Genomic DNA, 24,135 nt, shown 5'->3' on the forward strand with positions numbered 1-24,135 from the left:
CCTCAATGGAGGCGACTGTTCCCCATTTCCGCGGCCACGCCTGGATGGCTGGGCGCGCCAGCCTTGGCCGGGACCTTGGGGGAGGAGTGGCGAGCCTCCTGGCGTGATGCATGCGCCACCGATGGCGCCACGGCACTGTGGCCCTGCGTTGGAATGCTGTGCCGCTGCTCGAAGCGCCGCAGCAGGTGCAGCAATATCTTCCGGTAGATCTCGCTGCCCTCGTGGGCGTCTTCCATGCCGACGTCGATGTTCGGGTTGTCGTTGACTTCGATCACGAACGCTTGCCCGGCGTGGGATTTGATGTCTATCCCGTAGAGGCCATCGCCGATCAGCTTCGCCGATGCGCAGGCCAGCGCCAGCACGGAAGCCGGGACGTCGTTCAACGGGACGGACTCCACCCGCCCTTCCTGGAATCGCCCGTCTCCTGCGTGTTTGATGATTTGCCAGTGGTCCTTGCACATGTGGTAGCGGGCGGCAAACAGGGGCGCCCCATCCAGCACGCCGATGCGCCAGTCAAATGCCGTGTACATGAACTCCTGGGCAAGGATGACATCGGACTCCTTCAGCATTTCGCGGGCGATGTCGTGCAGCTGGACCGCATCGTCCGCCTTCTTCACGCTGCGACTGAAGGCGCCATCGGGCACCTTGAGCACCACGGGATAGGGCAGCAGCATGGCCATGCTGCTCAGGCTGTGCTTGCTGATCAGAAAGGTCTTGGGCGTGGCGATGTCGTTGCCCTTGAGCAGTTCGGCCAGGTAGGCCTTGTTCGCGCAGCGCAAGATGGAGGCCGGATCATCGATGACCGGCATGCCGGCCAGCTCGGCCTTGCGGGCGAAATCAAAGGTGTGGTGCGATACCGCCGTGGTCTCCCGAATGAAGAGCGCATCGAACTGCGTCAATCGGGACAGGTCTTTCTTCTCGATCAATTCCACCGAGATGTCCATCGCCTCGCCCATTGCTGCAATGGTGTCCAACGTCTTCAGGCTGGAAGGCGGCAGAGGGTCCTTGGGGTCGTGCAGGATGGCGAGTGCCATTCGGTAGGTGCGGGGGCGCGGAGCGGGATTCCAGGCACGCCGCGTGAATCGCGCCAGGCCACGCAGCAGGACTTGGTCCTGCTCCGGGCTGACATCGGCCGGCTTCAGGGGATGCACGGCCGATACCTCCCACACATGGGATTTGCCCGCACGCTCGACCGAGATCTCTAGCAGGGGGCAATGGAACATCTCGAAGCTCTTGCGCGCCAGCGTGGCCAGCTGCGGGTCCTCGATTTCGCCGAAGAACACATGCAGCGTCAGGCTGCGTACAGAGCGCGGCACGTCCTTCAGGGGGCCGACAAGCGCGCCGAGCGTCGGCAGCATGGCGGCCTGTGGCTTGCGCCGTGCCAGTTCGAGGATTGTTTCAACGCTGGGCGTCACCCGGTCGCCACGAGCCTCCGCCAGAAGCGAGCAGTAGTACCCCACGCTCAAGTAGCTGTAGCTGCGGCACAAATTGATGACTTTGCGTGGACGACTTCGTATTCGCGGGCCATCTGCAAGATATTGCTCTGCAGTGATGACTTCGATGTCCGGGATGCTCCAGCGGAAGTCCGCGGGTTTTTCCACGATGATGAGGTGGTCTGAATTCAAGAAACTCTCCTGTGCGCACCCATGAATCGGTATGGATTCATGCTGCTTTTCAATGACGGGGTGGCGAAGCTCATCAAAATCCATGTTCAAGCTCAGCCCAGGGGAAATGCCGGTGGAGGTCTATGCGGCGGTTGGCAGCGTGAGCCGGAAACGGCATGCGGCGCTGCCATCCGCGTAATAGCCGTTGACGGGGTTGCCCCATGGAATAAATCCCAGGGAGTGAAAGAGCCCATGGGCCTTCAGGTTGTTGATGCGACTCTCAAGCCGGACTTCGCGATGCCTGCGCCTGTGCGCGATCAGGCAGGCGTGGGTGATCAAGCATCGCCCAACGCCAGCCCTTTGAAAACCTGCCTTGACAGCGATCGAGTAGATACGGGACACAAGAGATTTCTTGCGGGAGAGAATGACGGCTGACCCGATGATCTGATTGCCGGAGGTGGCGACGATTACTGCGGCAGATGCGCTGTCCATCAACCTGCGCCAGCTGCGCAGGCTGATTCGATCCGTTGCAAAGGCCTCTTGCTCCAGGGCAAAAATATCCGCAACATCTGTTTGTAAGGCCCATCGGACATCAAATTCTTTCATTTCCTGGTCGGGCCTGGTTCGTTGTGCGATGTTTTGTCGTTGAGAAAGTGGCTCCCCAGCCACTCCGATGCCAGGACTGTTGCCCTGAAGACGCAAACAAGACCTATAACGACTATCGCGATGAAAGTGATGTCCTGAAATACCTGTGACATTCCCATTTTTCTGTAGAAATAGATGGGGTGACAATACATGGAATGTCTATTCGGGTTGTAAATTTTTCGTCAATTTTCCATATGGGAAATTGTGAGGTTGCGAAAAATTGATGCAGATAGGGTGTTTTTAAACAAAAAATTTATACGAGGTCTATAAATACTGGCGGATGGCAATTTTGCCGATCGATAAAACCAGATATGTACAAGACCTCTATCTCTCTCGGCTACGCAGCGGCGCTTGGCGGCGTCATTCTGTCGATGCTGCCTTCCATGGCTGTGGCGCAACTGACAGGCAATGGCAGTTTGACGTCCGACTACGTTTGGCGTGGCTCATCGCAGACCCGGGAGAAGCCGGCGGTTCAGGGGGGGCTCAAGTACGCCCACGGCTCTGGTCTCTATGCCTCGGTCTGGGGCTCCAACGTCAAGTTCAAGCCAGACAATGGCGCCAGCAGCGAGTTCGACATTGCGCTGGGCTGGAACGGCAAGCTGGCGCAGGACTGGGCACTCGATGTCTATTACCTGCGCTACCAATACCCCGCCTCGGATGTCCCGCTGAACTGGAATGAGGTCAATGCTGCAGTGACCTGGCGCGACAACTACTGGCTGTCGGTCGGCCACTCCAGCAACGCGATGGCCAGCAAGACGGCGGGCACTTATGCGCTGCTGGGTGCGCGCTATCCGCTCAACGACAAGTGGCGAGTGGAGGGCACGCTGGCACGCTATTTCCTCGACAGCGCCTATGCGGACAGCTACACGCATGGCTCCATCGGTGCGGTGTGGGCCTTCCAGGCACCTTTCGAGGTGAGGCTGACGCTGCATGGAACGGATTCCGCGGCCAAGCGGTTGTTTCCAGAAATGGCAGGCTCGCGCGTCGAGTTTGCGCTGCAGGCGTCTTTCTGACGGCTGCTCATTGAATCGCACATGCGGCTGGAGATTGGATCCCTCAATCGATCTGAGAGGTTCTCAACAAATGAAAGCTGCTGTGCGGTCAGAGAGGGGGCGTATGAGTCCGCTGAATGCTTATCTTGCGACCGAAGACATTCTTCTCCATATGGAGGCCGGGAACAAGAAAGTCCTGTTCGAGGCCATCGGGCGCCATATGGAGAAGGTCCATGGCATCCCCGGCGAATCCGTCGCAGCCGCTTTGCAGCGGCGGGAACTCGCCGCGTCGACCGCTTTGGGCTGTGGCGTGGCCATTCCCCATGCACGGGTGATCGGGCTCAATGAAATTCGGATGCTCTACGTGCGGCCTGTGCCACCAATGGCATCGTATGCGGCGGATGGCCGGCCGATCTCCGACGTCGTCGTGTTGCTGGTCCCCGCGCCTGCAGTGCAAGAGCATCTGGATGTTCTGGCCCATGTCGTAGCGCTTTTCTCGGATGATGAATTCAGAAGGGCGTTGCACATTTGCCAGAGTCCATATGAGGTGAGGCAGTTATTTAAGAATTGAACTCATTAATTGGGCTTGGTCTGATTCTCTGAATTGGTGCTGCGGGGTTCTGGGGGTAAGTGACCTCTGTTTGGGACGGCTGGCGGGATATGCAAATGCAACTACCAGAGGTTTGATTATTTGTCAGCCGTCCTATTTTTTCTGGATGGATTATGAGTCGAAATTTCCGTTGATCTTGCTGCTATGTTGTTAAGGGTTGATGTGAAAAATATGCAAATAGATTACTCGAATCGGCTGGGTGTGGGTGAAAAGGATAGCCTTATCCATAAGGTCATTTTGCATGATCGCGCCTCCATTGGGGCTGGTGCGCCTAGATCAATCGGCTTTGGCGCACGCTGCGATGGAGCGCTCATAGGCGGTATCTGTGGTCATGTGGAGTTGCGCTGCCTGTATGTTGATTATCTATGGGTTGACGAGAGTCATCGTTGCCATGGCATAGGCTCTCATCTGCTGAAGATGGCCGAAGATGCTGCCGCAGGTCAGGGGTGCCTTCAATGCCGCATCGAGTCACTTTCCTTGAAGACGGCACATATCTATATTGCGCGAGGGTACAGGGTAATGCACTGCATTCCAGACTATATTCCTGGCTTGCCGCTCATTATCTTGTCGAGGCAAATCTGAATCGTGCAATGAAAAAGGCTGCCCGCGGGCAGCCTTTTGCTTTCGGTTTTGGCTGCGGCCCTTACTTGGCCCAGTTGTCCTTCAGCCCGGTGATCTTGTTGAAAACGGGGCGGGTGGCTGTGTGGTCTTTGCGGTCGGCCACGAAGTAGCCGAAGCGCTCGAACTGGAACTTGTCGTCCGGCTGGGCCGCGCCCAGCGAGGGCTCCACGAAGGCGGTCACCACCTTCAGGCTGTCGGGGTTGAGCAGCGTCAGGAAGTCCTTGCCGCCAGCGTCGGGCTGCGCGTCGGTGAACAAGCGGTCGTACAGGCGAACTTCGGCCTGCACGCCGTCCTGCACGCCGACCCAGGTGATGGCCGCCTTGACCTTCACGCTGTCGGCGCCGGGCGTGCCGCTCTTGGTATCCGCCACCACGGTGGCCAGCACCTTGGTCACGTTGCCGTCGGCATCCTTTTCGCAGCCCGTGCATTCGATCACGTAGCCGCCCTTGAGGCGCACCTTGTTGCCGGGGAACAGCCGCTTGTAGCCCTTGGGCGGCACTTCGGCGAAGTCCTCGCGCTCGATCCACACCTCGCGGCCCAGGGTGAAATGGCGCTCGGGCACCGCTGCTTCTTCGGCGGGCACGCCTTGCCCGTGCGGCAGGGCGGGCAGGCTGCAGGCCTCCAGGTGGCCGGCGCTGCCGAACACCTCGGCCCAGTTGGTCAGCTCCAGCTTGAGCGGGTCGAGCACCACCATGGCGCGGTGGGCCTTGGCCTCCAGGTCTTCGCGCAGGCAGCCCTCCAGCGTGCCGTAGTCGATCCAGCTGTAATCCTTGGTCACGCCGATGCGCTCGCAGAACATCTGGATGGACGCTGGGGTGTAGCCGCGCCGGCGCAGGCCCACGATGGTGGGCATGCGTGGGTCGTCCCAGCCGCTCACGATGCCGTTGTCCACCAGGTGCTTGAGCTTGCGCTTGCTGGTGATCACATAGGTGAGATTCAGGCGTGCGAACTCGTACTGACGGGGCTGGGGCTTGGCGATCAGGCCGCCGGCGGCCAGGTGGTCCAGCAGCCAGTCGTAGAACGGGCGCTGGTCCTCGAATTCCAGCGTGCAGATGCTGTGGGTGATGCACTCCAGCGCGTCCTCGATCGGGTGCGCGAAGGTGTACATGGGGTAGACGCACCACTGGTTGCCGGTGTTGTGGTGCTCCGCGTGTTTGATGCGGTAGATGGCCGGGTCGCGTAGATTGATGTTGGGGCTGGCCATGTCGATCTTGGCGCGCAGAACGGCTGCGCCGTCGGGCAGCTTGCCGTCCTTCATCTCGCGAAAGCGCGCCAGGTTCTCGGCCGGGGTGCGGCTGCGGTATGGGCTGTCCACGCCGGGCTTGCCGAAGTCGCCGCGGTTGGCGCGCATTTCCTCGGGAGTCTGCTCGTCCACGTAGGCGTTGCCGGACTCGATGAGGTACTCGGCAGCGCGGTACATGAAGCCGAAGTAGTTGCTGGCGTAGTACAGGTTCTCGTGGCCGTCCGGATCCTTCCAGTCGAAGCCCAGCCAGTGAACGGCGTCGATGATGCTGTCCACGTACTCCTGGTCTTCCTTCTCCGGGTTGGTGTCGTCGAAGCGCAGATGGCACACGCCTGCGTAGTCGCGCGCCAGTCCGAAGTTCAGGCAGATGCTCTTGGCATGGCCCACATGCAGGTAGCCGTTGGGCTCGGGCGGAAAGCGGGTGCGGATCTTGGCAGGGTCTTGCGTACCTGCAGCCTGGTGCGCCGCATCGCCAGGGCTGCCTGCCCATTGGTTGCGTGCATGGGTGCCTTGTGCCAGGTCGGCCTCGATGATCTGGCGCAGGAAGTTGCTGGGTTTGACAGCGTCTGAAGGGGTGTCGTGGTGGGCAGGGGTGCTCATGTCGGTGATTTTAGGCCGCGCCCGCCGGGCATTTCCGGGGCGGGCGCCGGAAGCCCCGTCAGCGGGGGCTTGTGAATGCCACGGGTTACGCATTGACACGACGCGCGGTACTTCCAGAAACAACATGAACGCATGTTCATGCCATCCTTTCGCCTGTCTGGTGCGTTAAGGGCGTGGCACCGTCGTGCCCAGTATCAGCGGGAGCGCCATCCGCAGGGGCAGATGGGCTGGCCCGCAGTCAAAGGAGATTTTCATGACCCAACATCGCTCTTGGTTTGCCGCTGCCGCCATGGCTGGCGTGGCACTGGCCCTGTTGGCGGGCACCGGTGCCGCGCAGGCGCGCAGTGATGTGTATTGGTCCGTCGGAGTGGGTGCTCCCGGTGTGGCTGTGGGGGTGGGCAATGCCGCTCCCATGTACTACGCGCCCCCGCCGCCGGTGTATTACGCACCGCCCCCGCCGGTGTACTACGCACCGCCGGTGTACCGCGCACCGCGGCCCGTGTACTACGCGCCTCCGGTGGTCGTGGCCCCGCCTCCCTGGGGTTACTACCGCGGGCATGGGCACCATCATCGTGGTCATCGCGGTCACCACCGCGATTGGCGCTGACGTTTCCCGGCCCGCAGCAGCCCCTCGGGGCAATGCAGCCGGGGATATGAGCCTTGGCAGAAACTCCAGGGGCTGAGTTCCAGGGCGAGGGCAGACCGGGGTGCGCAGCATGTAATTACTGCGCCGCAGTCAAAAAAAAGCCCAGTCTGGGACTGGGCTTTGAAGGGATCCATGAAACGCGGAGTTTCGAGAGGATCCAAGGAGACAACTGGAGTGCCTTGCTGTCTTCTCGAGAACAAGGCAGAGGTTCAAATTATAAGTGGAAACCCTAGTTTGTGCTGACACCTACCTACGGTGCCAGCCGAAAGGGCATCAGCGCTTGCGGGGAGCGGCGGCGGCAGCCGTTTTGGCGGCGTTGGCGGCCGAGCTGGCCACGGCGTTGAAGTTGGCTTCAGCGGCGTCGCTGGCTTGCTTCACGGCCTTTTGCACGGATTCGAAGGCGTTGTTGGCGGCAGAAACGGCGCTCTTGAACACGGCCACTGTGGTCTCAGAACCTGCGGGAGCATTCTTGGCGGCGGTGTCCACCAAGTTGCTGAAGTTGCGCTGCACTTCGGCAGCCTGGGCTTCGGCGGCCTTGCCAAACTCGGCGCCGGTGCCCGAGGCGATCTCGTACAGGTGGCGGCTGTAGGCCAAGGTCTTTTCGGCCAGGGGCTGGAACAGGCTGGCTTGCAGCGTCAGCAGTTCCTGTGCGTCCTTGACGGACAACACGGCCTGGGTGTGGCTGGCGACTTCCGACAGAGCGGCGCGGGAGGCCGTCACATTCAGTTCGACGATCTTTTCCACGCCTTCGAAGGCCTTGTTCGTGAGGCCGAACAGGGTTTCGATGTTGGCCTTGTGGGCGGCGAGGATTTGTTCAGGGGTCAGGGACATGTCATATCTCCAAATAAAGCCCTTGCGGGGCGGGTTGAGACCTCTGCCCTGACTGACCTCTCTCGTCATGTTGCAGTGCAGCATGAGTCGAATTCTATGAGTCCTGCCCATGGATGCAAGCGTTTTTGTTGCATTGCAGCATTTTTAGAGTCGCTACCCCAATGTTCCATTGGTTACGGATGGCCGCCATGGGCGAAGGCCTTGGGCAGGGCGTGGCGAGGATGGCGTGCGCCTGGCCTTCATGCGCGCAGGTCTGCGCTGGCAAAATCCCAGGCCCATGAATGCACCCCATGCCTCCACGCGCCCTGCCGCCGCTCCTGCGCCGCCGCGCCCCGTGCCGCAGCCCAGGGCGGCGTACCGCGCCTTTCGCCTCATCGGCACGCGCTGGATGGACAACGACATCTATGGCCATGTGAACAATGTCGTGTACTACAGCTGGTTCGACACGGCCGTGAATGCCTATCTGATCGAGCGGGGCGCGCTGGACATCCACCAAAGCGACACCATCGGCCTGGTGATCGAGACGCAGTGCAACTATTTCGCCCCGCTGGCCTTTCCGCAGACCATTGACGCGGGCCTACGCGTGGCGCGGCTGGGCGAGAGCAGCGTGCGCTACGAGGTGGGCCTGTTCGCGCAGGGCGAGGCCATGAGCGCGGCCTGCGGCCATTTCGTGCATGTGTATGTGGGGCGGGATGACCGGCGGCCCAGGCCCCTGCCGCAGCGGCTGCGCGAGGCCTTGCAGCCCTTGTGCATGGCGGCCTGAGGCCTCTGCATTGGGCGCGGCTTACCGCCCGCCCGCCTCGCGTCTGGCGGGCGCGGGCAGGGCGCCGCCCTGGGCTTGCGCTACGGCGCCGATGCCGCGCACCACGTCGCCGATCACGATCACCGAGGGGCTGCCGAGCCGCTCGCGCTCGATGGTGTCCTGCAGCGCCCCCAGCGTGGTGAGCGCATGGCGTTGCTGCGGCAGGCTCACATGCTGGATCACCGCCACCGGGGTGTGTGCGGGCAGGCCGGTCATCAGCTCCCGCTGGATGTGGGCGCAACTCGCCATGCCCATGTAGATCACGAGCGTGAGGCGCGCGTCGCGCGCCGTGGCGGCGAGCTGGCGCCAGTCGGTGCCCGTGTCCTCGGGCTTGTTGTGCCCGGTGATGAAGACCACGCCGTGGGCATGTTCGCGGTGCGTGAGTGGCGCGCCCAGCAGCGTCATGCCGGCCAGGCCCGCCGTGATGCCGTTGACCACCTGCACGTCGATGCCGGCGGCGCGCAGATGCTCCACCTCTTCGCCGCCGCGGCCGAAGATGAAGGGGTCGCCGCCCTTGAGGCGCACCACGTTCTCGCCCTCGTGCACGGCCATGACCATGAGCTTTTCGATGAAGGCCTGCGGCGTGCTCTTGCAGCCGCCGCGCTTGCCCACGTGCACCACGCGCGCGCTGGCCGGGGCCAGGGCCACGATGGCGTCGCTCACCAGGTCGTCCACCAGCAGCACGGTGGCCGCCTGGATCGCCTTCATGGCCTTGAGGGTGAGCAGGTCCGGGTCGCCCGGGCCGGCGCCCACCAGGGTGCAGCTGCCGGTGTGGGAAGGAGTGGTCGGTCCGGTCATGGCGTGGCCTCCGCAGTGATCTGACGGCTCAAGCGCAAGATATGTTCCACCTGCCGCTGCAGGGCCGCGGGCACGGGCGCATCACCCGCCAGCACCCGGCGGGTGTATGCGGCGGTGCCGGCCACGTCGATCTGCTCCGGCAGGCCGGGCACCTCGCTGGCCGTGCCGGGCTGCTGCTCTTCCAGCAGCCGGTGCGCGCCGGCCACGAAGCCGTCATAGCGTGGCGTGCGGCGCGGGTCGGTGGCCACCTCGCCCTCCAGCCCGCGTGACAGCAGCGCGTGCATGCCCATGGCGGTGAAGGTGGTGCACAGCATGTCGAAGTATTCGGGGTGGGTGTAGCTCGTCACCACCAGTGCCGGGCCGGTGCAGGGGTTCAGCAGCTTGGCGACGCTGTGGCCGGGGTTGCGCAGGCCAATGGTCTCGCGCACCGCAAGCAGGCGCGCAAGGCCGGGGTGCAACACCTTGGTGCACACATGGGCAATGCTGCCGGTTGCTATTGTTTGAGGAGCTGCTAGCGCTTGTATATAAAGCGCTTCAAGCACTTCTGATGCCAATATGCGGCGCGCCTCGGTGCGCATGCCGTGCAGCAGCACGGGCAGGCCTTCGCGCGCCAGCAGCAGCGCCAGCAGCGGCGTGAGCACCGGCAGTTTGCGCGCGCCGTTGTAGCTGGGCAGCACGATGAGCGGCCGGCCGCCCGCGCAGGCGGGAAAGGCGGCGATGCGCGCGTGCACCGCGTCCAGAAAGCCGCACATCTCCTCGGCCGTCTCGCCCTTGATGCGCATGGCCACGCAGAAGGCGCCGATCTCCAGGTCGGTCACCCGCCCATCGAGCACCTGGCCGAACAGATCGGCCGCCTGCGCGCGGTCCAGCGCCTTGGCGCCGCGTGCGCCGCGGCCGATTTCCTTGATGTACTGGCTGATGCCCATGATGACGTGGCTGGGTTGGAAAACTGGCTGTGCATATTCTCCGGCATGCTTGATAACTGTCCGTTATATATGTGTGCCGTACGGAGTGCCGCGTCACATCGCCGGCGCCAAGGCTCTGGCTGCTTCGGCGGGCGGTACGCAGAGGAATGTATCTCCGTCACAAAAAATGTTAACAATAGTGAAAAACGCGCCTAATATGCGAGCCAGGTCACGTACGCGGCTCGCAGCGGTTGACTGCTGAGAGGCGCTGGGACTCTTCTGGAGGGATCGCCATGCGAGTGAATCTGCCTGTCAGTACGCGCGAATACCAGTTCCCCAAGGGCCAGACCCTGGTGTCCACCACGGACCTCAAGGGCCGCATCCTCTACTGCAACCCGATGTTCATCGAGGTCAGCGGTTACGAACGAGAGGACCTGCTGGGCCAGCCCCACAACATGATCCGGCACCCCGACATGCCCGAGGAGGCCTTCCGCGACATGTGGCAGACCATCTCCAGCGGGCTGCCCTGGTCCGCGCCCGTGAAGAATCGGCGCCAGAACGGCGACTACTACTGGGTGATGGCCAACGTCACCCCGCTCATGGAGGACGACCAGCCCTCGGGCTACATGTCGGTGCGCACCGAGGCCACGCGCGAGCAGATCCAGGCGGCCGAGCGCCTGTACCAGACCATGCGCGCCGAGAAGGAGGCGGGCCGCCAGGTCCACGTGCTGCGCGCGGGCCGTCTGGTCAAGAACCACCTCTGGGGCCGCGTGGGCGCGCTGGTGAGCCTGGGGCAGCAGGGCAAGCTGGGCCTGGTCTTCCTGGTGGTGCTGGCGGCGGCCTTCGCGGCCGCCACGGTGGGCGGGCAGAGCCTGGGCCTGTGGGCTGGCCTGGCCTGGCTGGCGGCCTGCGCGGTCGCCGCGCTGGCCGTGGGCTATGCCTACGGGCTCACGGTGGCCCCGCTCACGCAAATGGTGCGCACGGCCAACCGGCTCGCGGCGGGCGACCTGACGCAGACCATCCAGGTCACGCGCCAGGGGGTGGTGGGCGACCTGGAGAAGGCCCTGGCCCAGCTCAACGTGAACCTGCTGTCCATCGTGCGCGACGCGCGCGACGAGAGCGACAAGATGCGCGTCTCCACGCGCGAGATTGCCCAGGGTAACCAGGACCTGTCCGAGCGTACCGAGACCCAGGCCAGCAACCTAGAGCAGACCGCCGCGTCGATGGAGCAGATCACCGGCACCGTCAAGCAGACGGCGGACTCGGCGCGCCAGGCCACCGAACTGGCCACGCAGGCCACCCACGTGGCCGAGCGCAGCAGCGACGCGGTGGACGGAGTGGCCGACACCATGAAGCAGATCCAGGCGGCCTCGGGCCGCATCGGCGAGATCACGCAGCTCATCGACAGCATTGCCTTCCAGACCAACATCCTCGCGCTCAACGCGGCCGTGGAGGCGGCGCGGGCGGGTGACCAGGGGCGCGGCTTCGCCGTGGTGGCGGCCGAGGTGCGCAGCCTTTCGCACCGCACGCTGGCGGCGGCCAAGGAGATTCGCCAGCTCATCGACGATTCGGCCGCGAAGGTGCACGAGGGCAACCAGAAAACCGACATGGCGCAAAAGACCATGGCCGAATCGCTGGGCCTGGTGCGCCGCGTGAACATGCTGATCGGCGAGATCCACAGCGCCTCGAACGAACAGCTCAGCGGCATCTCGCAGGTCAACGCGGCCGTGGCGCACCTGGACACCATCACGCAGCAGAACGCGGCGCTGGTGGAGCAGAACGCGGCCTCGGCCATGGCCTTGCAGGCCCAGGCCCAGACCGTGGCCGAAACCGTGCAGGTGTTCCGCCTCCAGGGCGCGTCGCAGGCCGCCGCCGCGCCCGATGCGGTGGCGCTGCGCCGCGCCATGAAGACACAGGCGGCGCGCCTGCGGCCCGCATTGACCGCAGCCTGACGACCGGGCGCACATCGCGGCGCCCCGGATGGGTGCCAAAATGGCTCTAACGTCCGTGTATCAAGCGCAAATAGCTATTAAAATAATAGCATTACATCATGCGCCGGGGCCTGCTGCGCCATCCGCCCACTGGCCGCCCAGCACCTTGTAGAGCGTGACGCGGTTCACCTGCTCGGCCAGTTGCAGCGCGATCTGCGCCTGCTGCGCCGCGTAGAGCGAGCGCTGCGCATCCAGCACGGCGAGGTAGCTGTCGGCGCCCAGGCGAAAGCGCGCGTCCGACAGCTCCAGCATGCGCTGGCTGGCATCGACCAGCGAGCGCTGCGCGGCCAGGCGCTCGTCCAGCGTGGCGCGCTCGGCCAGCGCGTCCGCCACCTCGCGGAAGGCGGACTGGATGGCCTTCTCGTACTGGGCGACGGCGGTGTCGCGCGTGGTCTCGGCCACGCGCAGCTGGGCCTGGTTGCGGCCGGCGTCAAAGAGCGGCAGGCGGATTTGCGGCGCGAAGGCCCAGGTGCCGTTGCCGGCATCGAACAGGCCCGACAGCGCCTGGCTGGCCGTGCCCACCGAGGCCGTGAGCGTGATCGACGGAAAGAAGGCCGCGCGGGCCGCGCCGATGTTGGCATGGCTGCCCTGCAGCGCATGCTCGGCCGCGCGCACGTCCGGCCGGCGCAGCAGCACGGAAGAGGGCAGGTCTGCGGGCAGGGCGAGCAGCGCCGTGGCCGGGGCCGGGGCGGTGGGCTGCGCCTGCGCGCCCGGCGTGGCGGCGGCCGCCGCATTGGCCGGCAGCAAGGCGTCGGGCACCGGGGCGCCGGCCAGCAGGGCCAGCGCATGGCGGCTGCGCGCCACCTGCGCGGCAAAGGCGGCCGCATCCACGCGCGCGGTGTCGGCCGTGGACTGGGCCTGCGCCAGCACCAGGCCCGAGGTGGCGCCCAGCGCGTGGCTGCGGCGGGTGAGATCCAGCGCCTGCTGGCGGGTGCGCAGCGTCTCGCGCGCCAGCTGCAGGCGCTGGGCGTCGGCGTCGAGCGTGAGCCAGGCGCCGACGACCTCGGCCACCAGGCTCAGCTGTACGCTGCGCTGGTTCTCGGCCACGCGCAGAAACTCCTGCAGCGCGGCATCGTTCAGGTTGCGCACGCGGCCGAAGAAGTCGATCTCGTAGCTGCTGAAGCCCAGCGTGGCGCTGTACTGGCCGGTGGTGTTGGCGCGGCCCGCGGTGGTCAGGTCGTCGGCCGTGCGGCTACGCGTGCCGGCGCCCGTGGCGTTCACCGTGGGGAAGCGGTCGGCCTGGGTCACGCCGTACTGGGCGCGGGCCTTCTCGATGGCCAGCACGGCCACGCGCAGGTCGCGGTTGTGGGCCAGGGCCAGCGCGACCAGATCGCGCAGGCGCGGCTCCTGCACGAAGCTCTGCCACTGCATGGGGCCGTCCGCACCCAGCGGCACGCCGCCCGTGGTGGCGGGCACGGGCAGGGCGGGCGCGACGGCCTCGGGCACGGGCAGGGCCGGGGCCTGGTAGCGCGGCGCGAGGTTGCAGCCGGCCAGCAGGGCGCATGCCAGCGCGGCCAGCGGCGCGGGGCGCAAGGCGTGGGGAAGGCGGGGGAATGTCAGGGCCTGGCGCTTCATGCGGCGCTCTCCGGGTGGTGGGGCGATTGCGGCGCGGGCTCGTCGTGGCGCGAGCGGCTCTTGAACCAGCTGCGGATCAGCAGGAAGAACACGGGCACCATGAAGATGCCCAGCACCGTGGAGGCCACGGTGCCGCCCAGCACGGCCGTGCCGATGGCGTTGCGCCCGCCCGCGCCCGCGCCCGTGCCGATGGCCAGCGGCACCACGCCGAAGCCGAACGCCAGCGAGGTCATGAGGATGGGGCGCAGGCGCATGCGCACGGCCTCCAGCGTGGCATCGAACAGTGGCTTGCCCCGCTCCTGCAGCTGCACCGCGAACTCCACGATCAGGATGGCGTTTTTCGAGGCCAGGCCCACGGTGGTGATCAGGCCCACCTGAAAGTACACGTCGTTGGCCAGGCCGCGCGTCCAGGTGGCCAGCAGCGCGCCCAGCACGCCCAGCGGCACGGCCAGCATCACCGAGACGGGCACGGTCCAGCTCTCGTACAGCGCCGCCAGGCACAGGAACACGAACAGGATGGAGATGGCGTAGAGCAGCGGCGCCTGCGCGCCCGACTGGCGCTCCTGCAGCGAGGCGCCGGTCCACTCGTAGGCGATGCCGGCGGGCATGCCCTGGAGGATGTCCTCGGCGATCTTCATGGCCACGCCGGAGCTCACGCCCGGCGCGGCGCTGCCCACGATCTCGTAGGCGGGCGCGCCGTTGTAGCGCATGAGCTGCGGCGAGCCATAGGCCCAGTGCGCCTTGGAGAAGGCGGCGAATGGCACCATCTCGCCGTTCTTGTTGCGCACGGTCCACTTGCCGATGTCCTGCGGCAGCATGCGGTGCGGCGCGTCGCCCTGGATGTAGACGCGCTTGACGCGGCCGTTGTTGAGGAAGTCGTTCACGTAGGTGCCGCCCATGCTGCTGGAGAGCACGCTGTTGATGGCGTCGTAGCTCAGCCCCAGCGCGGCGGCCTTGCGGTCGTCGATGTCCAGGCGCAGCTCGGTGGCGTCGTCCAGGTTGGTGCTGCGCAGGCTGGTCAGCTCGGGGCGCTTGCGCGCCTCGGCCAGGAACCGGTCCTTGGCGGCCAGCAGGGCGTCGTGGCCCAGGCCGTTGATGTCCTTGAGCATGAAGTTGAAGCCCGCGTTCGAGCCCAGGCCGCGCACGGCGGGCGGCGGTGACACGAAGATGCGCGCATCGCGGATCTTTGCCAGCTCCTGGGTGGCCTGGTGGGCGATGGCCGCCGCCGACTGGCTGGCCAGGGGGCGCTCGTCCCAGGGCTTGAGGCGGATGAAGGCTCGGGCCGAGCTTTGGTCGCCGCTCAGGCCCGAGACCTGGTTGAAGCTGATGACCTCGGGCACGCCGCGGAAATACTGGTTTACTTGGTCCAGCGCGTCCTGCAGCCGGGCGTCGGTGGCGCCCGCCGGCAGGTTGATGCTGGCCAGGATGTAGCCCTGGTCCTCCTCGGGCAGGAACGAGGTGGGCACGCGGCCGATGATCCACCACACGGCCAGGCAGATGGCGGCAAAGATCAGCATCATGCGCTTGGCGCGGTGCAGCATCCAGGCCACGCCGCTTTGGTAGCGCAGGGTGTTGGCCTCGAAGCGCCGGTTGAATCCGACGAAGAAGCGGTCGCTCAGGCCCAGCAGCCCGCGGCGGACGCGGGGCTGGTGCCCCATGTGGGCCGGCGCCTTGAGAATGCTGGCGCACAGCGCCGGCGTGAGCGTGAGGGCCACGAACACCGACAGCGCCATGGCCGCCACGATGGTGATGGAGAACTGGCGGTAGATCACGCCCGTGGAGCCGCCGAAGAACGCCATGGGCACGAACACGGCCGACAGCGTGACGCCGATGCCGATCAGCGCGGGCGTGATCTCGCGCATGGACTGGCGCGTGGCCTCCTTCGGGGGCAGGCCGGTCTCGTGCATCACGCGCTCCACGTTCTCCACCACGACGATGGCGTCGTCCACCAGCAGGCCGATGGCCAGCACCAGGCCGAACATGGTCAGCGTGTTGATCGAATAGCCCGCCGCGGCCAGCACGCCGAAGGTGCCCAGCAGCACCACGGGCACGGCGATGGCGGGGATCAGCGTGGCGCGGAAGTTCTGCAGGAAGATGAACATCACGATCACCACCAGCACCATGGCCTCGCCCAGCGCGGTCACCACCTCCTTGATCGAGGCGCGCACGAAGGGCGTGGAGTCCGAGCTGACGAAGTAGTCGATCTCGTTGGGGAAATAGGGCTTGAGCTCGGCCAGCTTGGCCGCCACGGCGTCCGACACGGCCATGGCGTTGGCGCCATCGGCCAGCACGATGCCCATGCCCGCGCCGGGCCGGCCGTTGAGCTTGGCCTTCACCGACAGGTTGTCGGGGCCCAGTTCCACCCGCGCCACGTCCTTGATCGTGACCACCGAGCCGTCGGTGGCGGTCTTGAGCACGATGTCCTCAAACTCCTGCACCGTCTGCAGCTTGGTGCGTGCGGTGATGGTGGCGTTCAGCTGCTGGTCGGGCACGGCGGGCAGCGCGCCCAGCTGGCCCGCGGACACCTGCGCGTTCTGCGTGTTGAGCGCACCGATGATGTCCGACGGCATGAGCTGGAATTTCTCCATCCGGGCCGGGTCCATCCAGATGCGCATGGCATAGAAGGTGCCGAACACGCGGATGTCGCCCACGCCGTCCAGGCGGCCGATGATGTCCACCAGGTTGGCGTTCAGGTAGTCGCCCACGTCCACCGCCGTCATGTTCGGGTCGTTGGAGAAGAAGCTGTAGGTGACCAGGTAGTCCTGCCCGCCCTTGTTGACGAACACGCCGCGGCTCTTCACGGCCTCGGGCAGGCGGTTCATGGCCGACTGCAGCTTGTTTTGCACCTGCACCTGGGCCACGTCGATGTTGGTGCCGGGCGCGAAGGTGAGGGTGGTGGCCGAGCGGCCCGACGCGTCGGACGTCGAGCTCATGTAGATCATGTTGTCGATGCCCTTGAGCTGCTGCTCGATGATCTGCGTCACCGAGTTTTCCACCGTCTCGGCCGAGGCGCCCGTGTACTGGGCCGAGATGCTCACGCGCGGCGGCGCGATGTCGGGGTACTGCTCCAGCGGCAGCGTGAAGATCGCCAGGCCGCCCGCCAGCATGATGATGATGGACAGCACCCACGCGAAGATGGGCCGGTTGATGAAGAACTGGGCCATGTGTGCCTGCTCCCGTGCTTACCGGGAGGCGCCGGCCCGCGGGGCGGCGATGTCCGCGCTCTGGCCGGGGGCGGGTCGCATGCCGTCCTCGGGGGCCGCGCGCACGGCGGAGCCGCCCTTCCTGGCGTTCAGGTCCACCGCCTGCGGGCTGACCTTGTCGCCGGGCTTGGCGCGCTGGAAGCCGTCCACCACGATGCGCTCGCCGGCGCGCAGCCCGCTGTCCACCAGCCAGCGGCTGCCCAGCGCGCGCGCCAGCTCCACCGGGCGCTTCTCGATCACGTCGTCGGCGTTCACGACCAGCACGCTGGCGCGGCCCGTGAGGTCGCGGCTCACCGACTGCTGCGGGATCAGCAGGGCGTCGCTGGCCAGGCCCGTGGGCAGCAGCGCCTGCACGTACATACCGGGCATGAGCACGCCGTCGGGGTTGGGCACCACGGCGCGCAGCGTCACGGTGCCCGTGGTGTCGTTGACAATCATGCCGGCGAACTGCAGCCGGCCTTCGTGCGCGTAGTCGCTGCCGTCGTCCAGGCGGATGCGCACGCGCATCTGGTCGCCGTTCACCTTCTGGTAGCGGCCGGCTTCCCAGTCCCGCTTGAGCTGCACCAGGTCGGTGCTGGACTGCGTGAAGTCCACGTACATCGGGTCCAGCTGCACGATGGTGGTGAGCGCGTTGGCCTGGTTGGCCGTCACCAGCGCGCCGGGCGTGACGCTGGACAGGCTGATGCGTCCGGCGATGGGTGCCTCGATGCGGCTGTAGCGCAGGTTGATGCGCGCCGTCTCCAGGCTGGCGCGCGCCACGCCCACCTCGGCACGCGCCTGGGCGGCGGCGGCCTGGCTCTCGTCATGGACCTGGCGGCTGATGGCGTCGATCTTCACCAGCTCGGCATTGCGCTGTGCCGTGCTCTCCAGCGTGCGGGCGCTGGCCTCGGCCTTGGCCAGCACGGCCGTGGCACTGGCCTCGGTGGCGCGCAGCGAGCGGTCGTCCAATTGGTAGAGAGCCTGTCCCTTGCGGACGGTGGCACCCTCGGTGAACAGGCGCTGCTGCACTATGCCTGAGACCTGCGGGCGCACCTCGGCGCTCAGGTAGGCGCGGGTGCGCCCCGGCAGCGTGGCGTCCAGTTGCTGCTGCTGCGGCTGCAGGGTGACCACGCCGACCTGCGCCGGCCCCTGCTGCGGGGCGGGCTGGGCGCCCCTGTCGCCGCAGGCCGCCAGGCCCAGCGCCAGTCCCAGGGCCGCCAGCCTGGACGCCATGGCACCGGGCCGGAAGGCGTGGCAGAGGGGGGTGTGGCGGTGCGGGGGCGGCGGTGTGGGGCGGTCGCAGGTCGCGGAGGTCATGGGGGCGGAGCGCAATTTCTGAGGATGGCAGGCATTGTCTTCGCCGCCGGGGGCGAAGGCAGAGGTTCGACGGACGCGCCACCGCGACGGGGCGTGGCCGCGGGGCAACGCCGGACTGTCGCACATCGCCGCCGGGCCTGTCTTGGCCGGCGCAATTCTTCATGCTTCTTTACATGGCCGTTGCACGCCGTGGGCCGGGCAGAGGGGGTGTCACATTCTTTTAGGCAAAAAACGGTGTTTAAGCTTATGTATCAAGCGTAAAGTGCTATAAAATGAGTAGCTGTATGCCGACACGCCGCTGCCCCGGATTGTCAATTTCCGTTGCAGGGCAATGGGTTGCCACGCGCCGCGGCATGGGCGGCCCTACCATGTGCGGCTGGGCGGCCCGGTGGGCCGCATCGACCGAAGGAACACTGCCATGAACACCTCCGCATCCTCCCCCCTGCTGGCCGAACAGCTGCTGCAACAGCTGCAGGGCGCGCCGCTGCAGCAGATCGCCCAGCAGCTGGGCACCGACCCGGCGCAGGCGCGCAGCGCCGTGGAAATGGCCCTGCCGCTGCTGCTGGGCGCCATGGGCCGCAACGCGCAGGACGCGCAGGGTGCGCAATCCCTGTTCGGTGCGTTGCAGCGCGACCACGCGCCCGCCGCGCCGCAGCAGGCGCTGGGCCTGGGCGGCCTGGATCTCGGCGGCCTGCTGGGCTCCGTGCTCGGCGGCGGCGGGGCATCTTCCGCGGGCCCGGCGGGCGGCGACGCGGGTGCGGCCATCCTGGGTCACATCTTCGGCGGTGGCCGCGAGCGCGCCGAATCCGGCCTGGGCCAGGCCACGGGCCTGGGTGCCAATGCCGGCCAGCTGCTGCAGATGCTGGCGCCCATCGTCATGTCCTTCCTGGCGCAGCGCGTGAACGCCAGCGGCATGGACGCGGGCGGCCTGGGCCAGATGCTGGGCCAGGAGCGCGCCAGCGCCCAGCGCCAGGGTGCGCCTGGCGGCGATCTGCTGGGCAGCCTGCTGGACCAGGACGGCGACGGCCAGGTGGGCCTGGGCGACCTGCTCAAGATTGGCGGCAGCCTGCTCGGCGGGCGGCGCTGAGGGGCGGGGGGCAGTCCCCCGGGGCTTCCGATTCCATAGCTGCGCACGTCCGGCCCATGGGCGCCGCGGCGGCCTGTTGCAATAAGGACCGGCCCCGGTTGCGCACCGGCACCGGTTCGGCGGAAACTGTGGGCGAGCTTCGGTTTCGTTCCACTTCACAGCCTGGGAGGCCGCCATGACGACTGTTGCAGAAATCCTCAGAAACAAGGCCGACGGACAGGTGCACACCATCGCGCCGTCGGACACCGTGCTCACCGCGCTGAAGTGCATGGCCGCCAACCGCATTGGCGCGGTGCTGGTGATGGAGGGCGACCAGATCGCGGGCATCTTCACCGAGCGCGACTACGCCCGCAAGGTGGCGCTGATGGGCCGCGCCTCGGCCGACACGCCGGTGAGCGAGGTCATGACGCGTGCGGTGCGCTTCGTGCACCCCACGCACAGCGGCGAGCAGTGCATGGCGCTGATGACCGAGAACCGCCTGCGCCACCTGCCGGTGGTGGAGGGCGGGCGCGTGGTGGGGCTGGTGTCCATCGGCGACCTGGTCAAGAGCGTGATCTCGGAGCAGCAGTTCATCATCGAGCAGATGGAGCTGTACATCACCGGCGTGCGGTGACGCGGCCAGCCGCGGGCCGGCGCCGCCCGGGTTTCCCCCGGGGCGGGCATTCCCCCTGTTGTCGGTGTTGGTGCATGGCCGAACATGCGCGCACCAATCATCGACAAGGGGACATGCGTGGGACATGAGATCAACCGCCGCGGTTTTTCGGCAGGGCTGGGGCTGGCGGCATTGGGGGCCAGCGGCTGGCTGACCGGCTGCAGCAAGGTGCCGGACACCATCAAGATCGGCGTGGCGCAGCCGCTGTCCGGCCCCCTGGCCGGCCTGGGGCAGGACCTGCTCAACGGCGTGAAGCTGGCCGTGGACGAAATCAACAAGACGGGCTTCCACGTGGATGGCAAGCGCGTGACCCTGGAGGTGGTGGCGCAGGACGACCGCGCCGACCCCGCGGCGGGCCGCGCGGCCGCGCAGCAGCTGCTGGACTCCGGCGTGGCGGCGGTCATCGGCCACCTGAACTCGGGGGTGAGCATCGAGACCGCGCCGCTGTACGCGGCCAAGGAGGTGCCGCAGCTCATCATCTCCACCAACCCCCGCATCACCCAGCTGGGGCTGGCCACCACGTTCCGCATCGTGGCCAACGACTCGCTGCAGGCGCGCGCCATCGGCGCGTTCGCGGCCTCGCAGCTCAACGCCGACGCCTACGCCGTGGTGGACGACAGCTCGCCCTACGGCAAGGGCCTGGCCGATGGGGCGGCCGAGCAGCTCAAGGCGGCCAAGAAGAACATCGCCGTGCGCCAGAGCTTCGACGACAAGACCGTGGCCTTTGCCGAGCTGGCGGCCCGGCTCAAGGACGCCAAGGTGCGCGTCATCGTCTGCATGCTCAACGACTTCCAGGCCCTGGCGCTGGCGCAGGAGCTGCGCAAGATCGGGCACACGGACGTGGCGCTGCTGGGCGGCGACCTGGTCAAGACGGTGGACATGGCCAAGGGGATGGGCCTGATCGACGAGATCTACGCCACCTCGCCCGTGCTGGACGTGGCCGAGTTCACCACCGGCCGGCAGTTCCTGGAGCGGTACACGGCGGCCTTCCAGAAGCCGCCGGCCTACGGCGGCCACTACACCTACGATGCCATGTACGTGCTCAGCGAGGCGATCAAGAAGGCCGGCTCCGCCGCGCCGGCGGACATCACCAAGGCGCTGCGCGGCATCAACGGCTATGCGCCCGTGACCGGCACCATGGCCTGGGACGACAAGGGCGAGCTGCGCTACGGCGCCGTGGGCGTGTACGAGCTGCGCAAGTCCAGCTGGGAACTGCGCATGCGTTCCGACCGCTGGTGAGTGCAGGCTGGCGATAGCCCCGCCCCGGCAAGGCGCCGGGGCGGCCACTACACTCGCGGGCATGAGTCTGCTGATCCTGGGCATCGAATCTTCCTGTGACGAAACCGGCGTGGCCCTGGTGCGCGCCGAGGGCGGCGCCGTGCCCACGCTGCTGGCGCACGCGCTGCACAGCCAGATCGAGATGCACCAGGCCTACGGCGGCGTGGTGCCCGAGCTGGCCAGCCGCGACCACATTCGCCGCGTGCTGCCGTTGACGGAAACGGTCCTGCGCGAGGCCGGCGAGCGCCTGGATGCCGTGGACGTGGTGGCCTACACCCGCGGCCCCGGTCTGGCGGGTGCGCTGCTGGTGGGCGCGGGCGTGGCCTGCGCCCTGGGCGCGGCGCTGGACAGGCCCGTGCTGGGTGTGCACCACCTCGAGGGCCACCTGCTGTCGCCCTTCCTGAGCAGCGACCCGCCCGAGTTTCCCTTCGTCGCGCTGCTGGTCTCCGGCGGGCACACGCAGCTCATGCGCGTGGACGGCGTGGGACGGTACGCCATCCTGGGCGAGACCATCGACGACGCGGCCGGCGAGGCCTTTGACAAATCCGCCAAGCTCATGGGTCTGGGCTACCCCGGCGGGCCGGCGCTGTCGCGCCTGGCCGAGCAGGGCGACGCCAAGGCCTTCAAGCTGCCGCGGCCGCTGCTGCACAGCGGCGACCTGGATTTTTCCTTCGCCGGGCTGAAGACGGCCGTGCTCACCCAGGCCAAGAAGCTGGGCGAGGAGCTGGAGACGCGCAAGGCCGACCTGGCCGCAAGCACCCAGGCCGCCATCGTGGAGGTGCTGGTGAAGAAGACGCTGGCCGCGCTCAAGCAGACGGGGCTGCAGCGCGTGGTGGTGGCCGGCGGCGTGGGTGCCAACCGGCTGCTGCGCGAGCAGCTCAACGCGGCCTGCGCGCAAGCCAAGGTGCGCGTGCACTACCCGGAGCTGCACCTGTGCACCGACAACGGCGCCATGATCGCCATGGCCGCCGCCATGCGCCTGCAGGCCGGACAGCAGCAGGCCAACCGCGACTACGCCTTCGACGTGAAGCCCCGCTGGCCGCTCGACGCCATCACCGCGGCGGCCTGAGTCGGATATTGGTCAAAATGACCTCCAGCGCTTGCCCGTAAAGCGCTGGTAGCTATGGTTTTTGAGTGGCGCCGGGGCGGCTTGCGCCCGGCCGCTTCGCGTCGCTGCTTTGCGGCTCCGCCTTTCGGGCATGCGCCATGCCGTCTTTACAAAAGTTCATCGGGCGCAGGCGGGGCTGACAAGTAGCGCTGTAACAATTGGCGCCATGTTTGCCGCAACGCTCCTTTGCTCACCCCCGTCCCGGCTTCGCGCTCCCGCAGGGGCGGCGCTGCTGGCCGCGCTGGCGCTGGCTGGCTGCGCCACGCACCCGCCGCCGGCGCTGGACAGTGGAGTGGCCGTTCCTGCCATCTGGGCGGGGCAGGGCGTGGCGCAACCGGAGGACGCCGCGGCGCCCGACCTGGCACAGTGGTGGCAGCAGCTGGGCGACGCGCAGCTTACGGGCCTGGTCGAGCAGGCCCTGCGCGCCCATACCGGCATGCGCAGCGCCCGCGCCGCCGTGGAGGCCGCGCGCGCCCAGCGCGACGTGCAGGCGGCGGGCCTGCTGCCATCGGTGGACGCGTCGGGCTCGGCGCAGCGCAGCCGCAGCAACGGCAACACCGGCAACAGCTTCCAGGTGGGGCTGGATGCCAGCTGGGAGCCGGACCTGTTCGGCCGCATTGCCAGCGGCGTGCGCGCCGGCGATGCGGACCTGCGCGCGGCCGAGGCTGGCCTGGCCGCGGCCCAGGTGGCGCTGGCGGCCGAGGTGGCCGTGAACTACGTCAACCTGCGCAGCCAGCAACAGCGCCTGGAGATCGCCGCGCGCAACCTGGACACGCAGCGCGAGACCGCGCAGATCGCGCAGTGGCGCGTGCAGGCGGGGCTGACCAGCTCCGTGGCGGCGGAGCAGGCGCGCAGCGCCGTGGAGCAGACGGCGGCCCAACTGCCCACGCTGCAGTCGGGCATGGCCCAGTCGCGCCACGCACTGGCCGTGCTCACGGGCCAGCCGCCCGCGGCGCTGGACGCGGCCCTGGCCGCCAGCGGGCCCGTGCCGCAGCCGCCGGCCGATCTGGCCCTGGCCTTTCCGGCCGACACGCTGCGCCAGCGCCCCGACGTGCGCCAGGCCGAGCAGCGCGTGCGCGCTGCCTGGGAGCGCGTGGCGCAGGCCGAGGCCCAGCGCCTGCCCAGCCTGCGCATCGGCGGCACGCTGGGCCTGCGCGCGCTCACGCTGGGCGCGCTCACGGGCGGCGGGGCCACGGCGGCGTCGCTGCTGGCCAGCGTATCGCTGCCGGTGTTCGACGGCGGCGCGCTGCGCGCCCAGGTCCGGGCCCAGCAGGCCGCGCTGGAGCAGGCCCGCGCGGGCTACGAGGAGGCGGTGCTGACCGCCCTCCAAGATGTCGAGGACGCCCTCGTCGCGCTGCGCGGCGACCGCGAGCGCCTGCAGCGCCTGACCGCCGCGGCGGAGGCCGCGGGCAACGCGGCCCTGCTGGCGCAGAACCAGTACGCCAGCGGCCTGGTGGACTTCCAGACGGTGCTGGACACGCAGCGCACGCTGCTGTCGGCGCAGGACGGCGTGGCCAGCACGGCGGCCAGCGTCAGCACCGGCCATGTGCGCCTGTACAAGGCGCTGGGCGGCGGCTGGCAGGCGCCCTGAGCGGCCCCGCATCCGCACCCGCACCCGCAGCCCCACGGCGCTACGCATTCACGGACC

General features: G+C 67.3%; 20 protein-coding genes. 11 read left to right on the top strand and 9 right to left on the bottom strand.

What is annotated here, in order from left to right; translation table 11 throughout:
* Positions 1 to 2: 2 nt before the first annotated feature.
* Positions 3 to 1,709: a RimK family ATP-grasp domain-containing protein gene (locus BP68_RS13735; protein ID WP_496372676.1), complete on the bottom strand. Its 1,707-nt coding sequence runs from the start codon at positions 1,707 to 1,709 to the stop codon at positions 3 to 5.
* 36 nt (positions 1,710 to 1,745) lie between these two features.
* On the bottom strand, positions 1,746 to 2,210 hold the full coding sequence (locus tag BP68_RS13740) for a GNAT family N-acetyltransferase (protein ID WP_496372678.1): 465 nt from the start codon (positions 2,208 to 2,210) through the stop codon (positions 1,746 to 1,748).
* A 350-nt stretch (positions 2,211 to 2,560) separates the two neighbouring features.
* Here BP68_RS13740 and BP68_RS13745 point away from each other — a divergent pair, with 350 nt between their 5' ends.
* The 3 genes from BP68_RS13745 to BP68_RS13755 all read left to right on the top strand — a co-directional run bounded on the left by BP68_RS13745 (position 2,561) and on the right by BP68_RS13755 (position 4,433).
* Entirely contained in the window at positions 2,561 to 3,262 is a 702-nt protein-coding gene (locus BP68_RS13745) for a TorF family putative porin (protein ID WP_496372680.1), read from the top strand.
* 103 nt (positions 3,263 to 3,365) lie between these two features.
* The gene (locus tag BP68_RS13750) at positions 3,366 to 3,812 is read left to right on the top strand and encodes a PTS sugar transporter subunit IIA (protein WP_496372682.1); all 447 of its coding nucleotides are present in this window, start codon (positions 3,366 to 3,368) and stop codon (positions 3,810 to 3,812) included.
* A 210-nt stretch (positions 3,813 to 4,022) separates the two neighbouring features.
* Positions 4,023 to 4,433 (top strand): GNAT family N-acetyltransferase, encoded by a 411-nt coding sequence (locus BP68_RS13755; RefSeq protein WP_496372750.1) that lies wholly within the window; start codon positions 4,023 to 4,025, stop codon positions 4,431 to 4,433.
* 61 nt (positions 4,434 to 4,494) lie between these two features.
* On the opposite strand, the gene BP68_RS13760 is transcribed toward BP68_RS13755, so the two are convergent.
* A complete protein-coding gene (locus BP68_RS13760; protein ID WP_496372684.1) occupies positions 4,495 to 6,315 on the bottom strand; it encodes a glutamine--tRNA ligase/YqeY domain fusion protein in 1,821 nt (606 codons plus the stop codon).
* A gap of 253 nt (positions 6,316 to 6,568) precedes the next feature.
* On the opposite strand from BP68_RS13760, the gene BP68_RS13765 reads away from it, so the two are divergent.
* Positions 6,569 to 6,922 carry a hypothetical protein gene (locus BP68_RS13765; protein WP_496372686.1) on the top strand — a complete coding sequence of 118 codons (354 nt, stop codon included), beginning with the start codon at positions 6,569 to 6,571 and terminating at the stop codon, positions 6,920 to 6,922.
* Between the two features lie 312 nt (positions 6,923 to 7,234).
* On the opposite strand, the gene BP68_RS13770 is transcribed toward BP68_RS13765, so the two are convergent.
* Positions 7,235 to 7,792, bottom strand: a complete 558-nt coding sequence (locus BP68_RS13770) for a phasin family protein (protein ID WP_496372688.1) — start codon at positions 7,790 to 7,792, stop codon at positions 7,235 to 7,237.
* Positions 7,793 to 8,069: 277 nt separating this feature from the next.
* Between BP68_RS13770 and BP68_RS13775 the strand changes: the two genes are divergently transcribed.
* Positions 8,070 to 8,555, top strand: coding sequence for an acyl-CoA thioesterase (locus tag BP68_RS13775; protein ID WP_496372690.1), 486 nt, complete (start codon positions 8,070 to 8,072; stop codon positions 8,553 to 8,555).
* A gap of 21 nt (positions 8,556 to 8,576) precedes the next feature.
* On the opposite strand, the gene cobA is transcribed toward BP68_RS13775, so the two are convergent.
* Entirely contained in the window at positions 8,577 to 9,392 is an 816-nt protein-coding gene (gene cobA, locus BP68_RS13780) for a uroporphyrinogen-III C-methyltransferase (RefSeq protein WP_496372692.1), read from the bottom strand.
* On the bottom strand, positions 9,389 to 10,318 hold the full coding sequence (ybiB, locus tag BP68_RS13785; RefSeq protein ID WP_496372694.1) for a DNA-binding protein YbiB: 930 nt from the start codon (positions 10,316 to 10,318) through the stop codon (positions 9,389 to 9,391). Before ybiB ends, cobA begins: the two co-directional genes overlap by 4 nt.
* Positions 10,319 to 10,590: 272 nt before the next feature.
* On the opposite strand from ybiB, the gene BP68_RS13790 reads away from it, so the two are divergent.
* Positions 10,591 to 12,249 (top strand): methyl-accepting chemotaxis protein, encoded by a 1,659-nt coding sequence (locus BP68_RS13790; protein WP_496372696.1) that lies wholly within the window; start codon positions 10,591 to 10,593, stop codon positions 12,247 to 12,249.
* 96 nt (positions 12,250 to 12,345) lie between these two features.
* On the opposite strand, the gene BP68_RS13795 is transcribed toward BP68_RS13790, so the two are convergent.
* Genes BP68_RS13795 through BP68_RS13805 form a run of 3 tightly spaced genes read right to left on the bottom strand, consistent with a single transcriptional unit; the run spans position 12,346 to position 18,362 of the window.
* Positions 12,346 to 13,863 (bottom strand): efflux transporter outer membrane subunit, encoded by a 1,518-nt coding sequence (locus BP68_RS13795; RefSeq protein WP_496372698.1) that lies wholly within the window; start codon positions 13,861 to 13,863, stop codon positions 12,346 to 12,348.
* A complete protein-coding gene (locus BP68_RS13800) occupies positions 13,860 to 17,027 on the bottom strand; it encodes an efflux RND transporter permease subunit (RefSeq protein WP_496372700.1) in 3,168 nt (1,055 codons plus the stop codon). The genes BP68_RS13795 and BP68_RS13800 overlap by 4 nt, the downstream gene beginning before the upstream one ends.
* Before the next feature lie 18 nt (positions 17,028 to 17,045).
* The gene (locus BP68_RS13805) at positions 17,046 to 18,362 is read right to left on the bottom strand and encodes an efflux RND transporter periplasmic adaptor subunit (protein ID WP_496372702.1); all 1,317 of its coding nucleotides are present in this window, start codon (positions 18,360 to 18,362) and stop codon (positions 17,046 to 17,048) included.
* Between the two features lie 418 nt (positions 18,363 to 18,780).
* Between BP68_RS13805 and BP68_RS13810 the strand changes: the two genes are divergently transcribed.
* The 5 genes from BP68_RS13810 to BP68_RS13830 all read left to right on the top strand — a co-directional run bounded on the left by BP68_RS13810 (position 18,781) and on the right by BP68_RS13830 (position 24,078).
* Positions 18,781 to 19,449, top strand: coding sequence for a DUF937 domain-containing protein (locus BP68_RS13810; RefSeq protein ID WP_496372704.1), 669 nt, complete (start codon positions 18,781 to 18,783; stop codon positions 19,447 to 19,449).
* Between the two features lie 175 nt (positions 19,450 to 19,624).
* Complete coding sequence (locus tag BP68_RS13815) at positions 19,625 to 20,062, top strand: CBS domain-containing protein (RefSeq protein WP_496372706.1); 438 nt, start codon at positions 19,625 to 19,627, stop codon at positions 20,060 to 20,062.
* An 84-nt stretch (positions 20,063 to 20,146) separates the two neighbouring features.
* Positions 20,147 to 21,340: a branched-chain amino acid ABC transporter substrate-binding protein gene (locus BP68_RS13820; RefSeq protein ID WP_496372708.1), complete on the top strand. Its 1,194-nt coding sequence runs from the start codon at positions 20,147 to 20,149 to the stop codon at positions 21,338 to 21,340.
* Positions 21,341 to 21,401: 61 nt separating this feature from the next.
* Complete coding sequence (gene tsaD, locus BP68_RS13825; protein ID WP_496372710.1) at positions 21,402 to 22,448, top strand: tRNA (adenosine(37)-N6)-threonylcarbamoyltransferase complex transferase subunit TsaD; 1,047 nt, start codon at positions 21,402 to 21,404, stop codon at positions 22,446 to 22,448.
* A 205-nt stretch (positions 22,449 to 22,653) separates the two neighbouring features.
* Positions 22,654 to 24,078, top strand: coding sequence for an efflux transporter outer membrane subunit (locus tag BP68_RS13830; protein ID WP_496372712.1), 1,425 nt, complete (start codon positions 22,654 to 22,656; stop codon positions 24,076 to 24,078).
* Positions 24,079 to 24,135: the final 57 nt, after the last annotated feature.

Source organism: Diaphorobacter oryzae DSM 22780, from assembly GCF_059568935.1.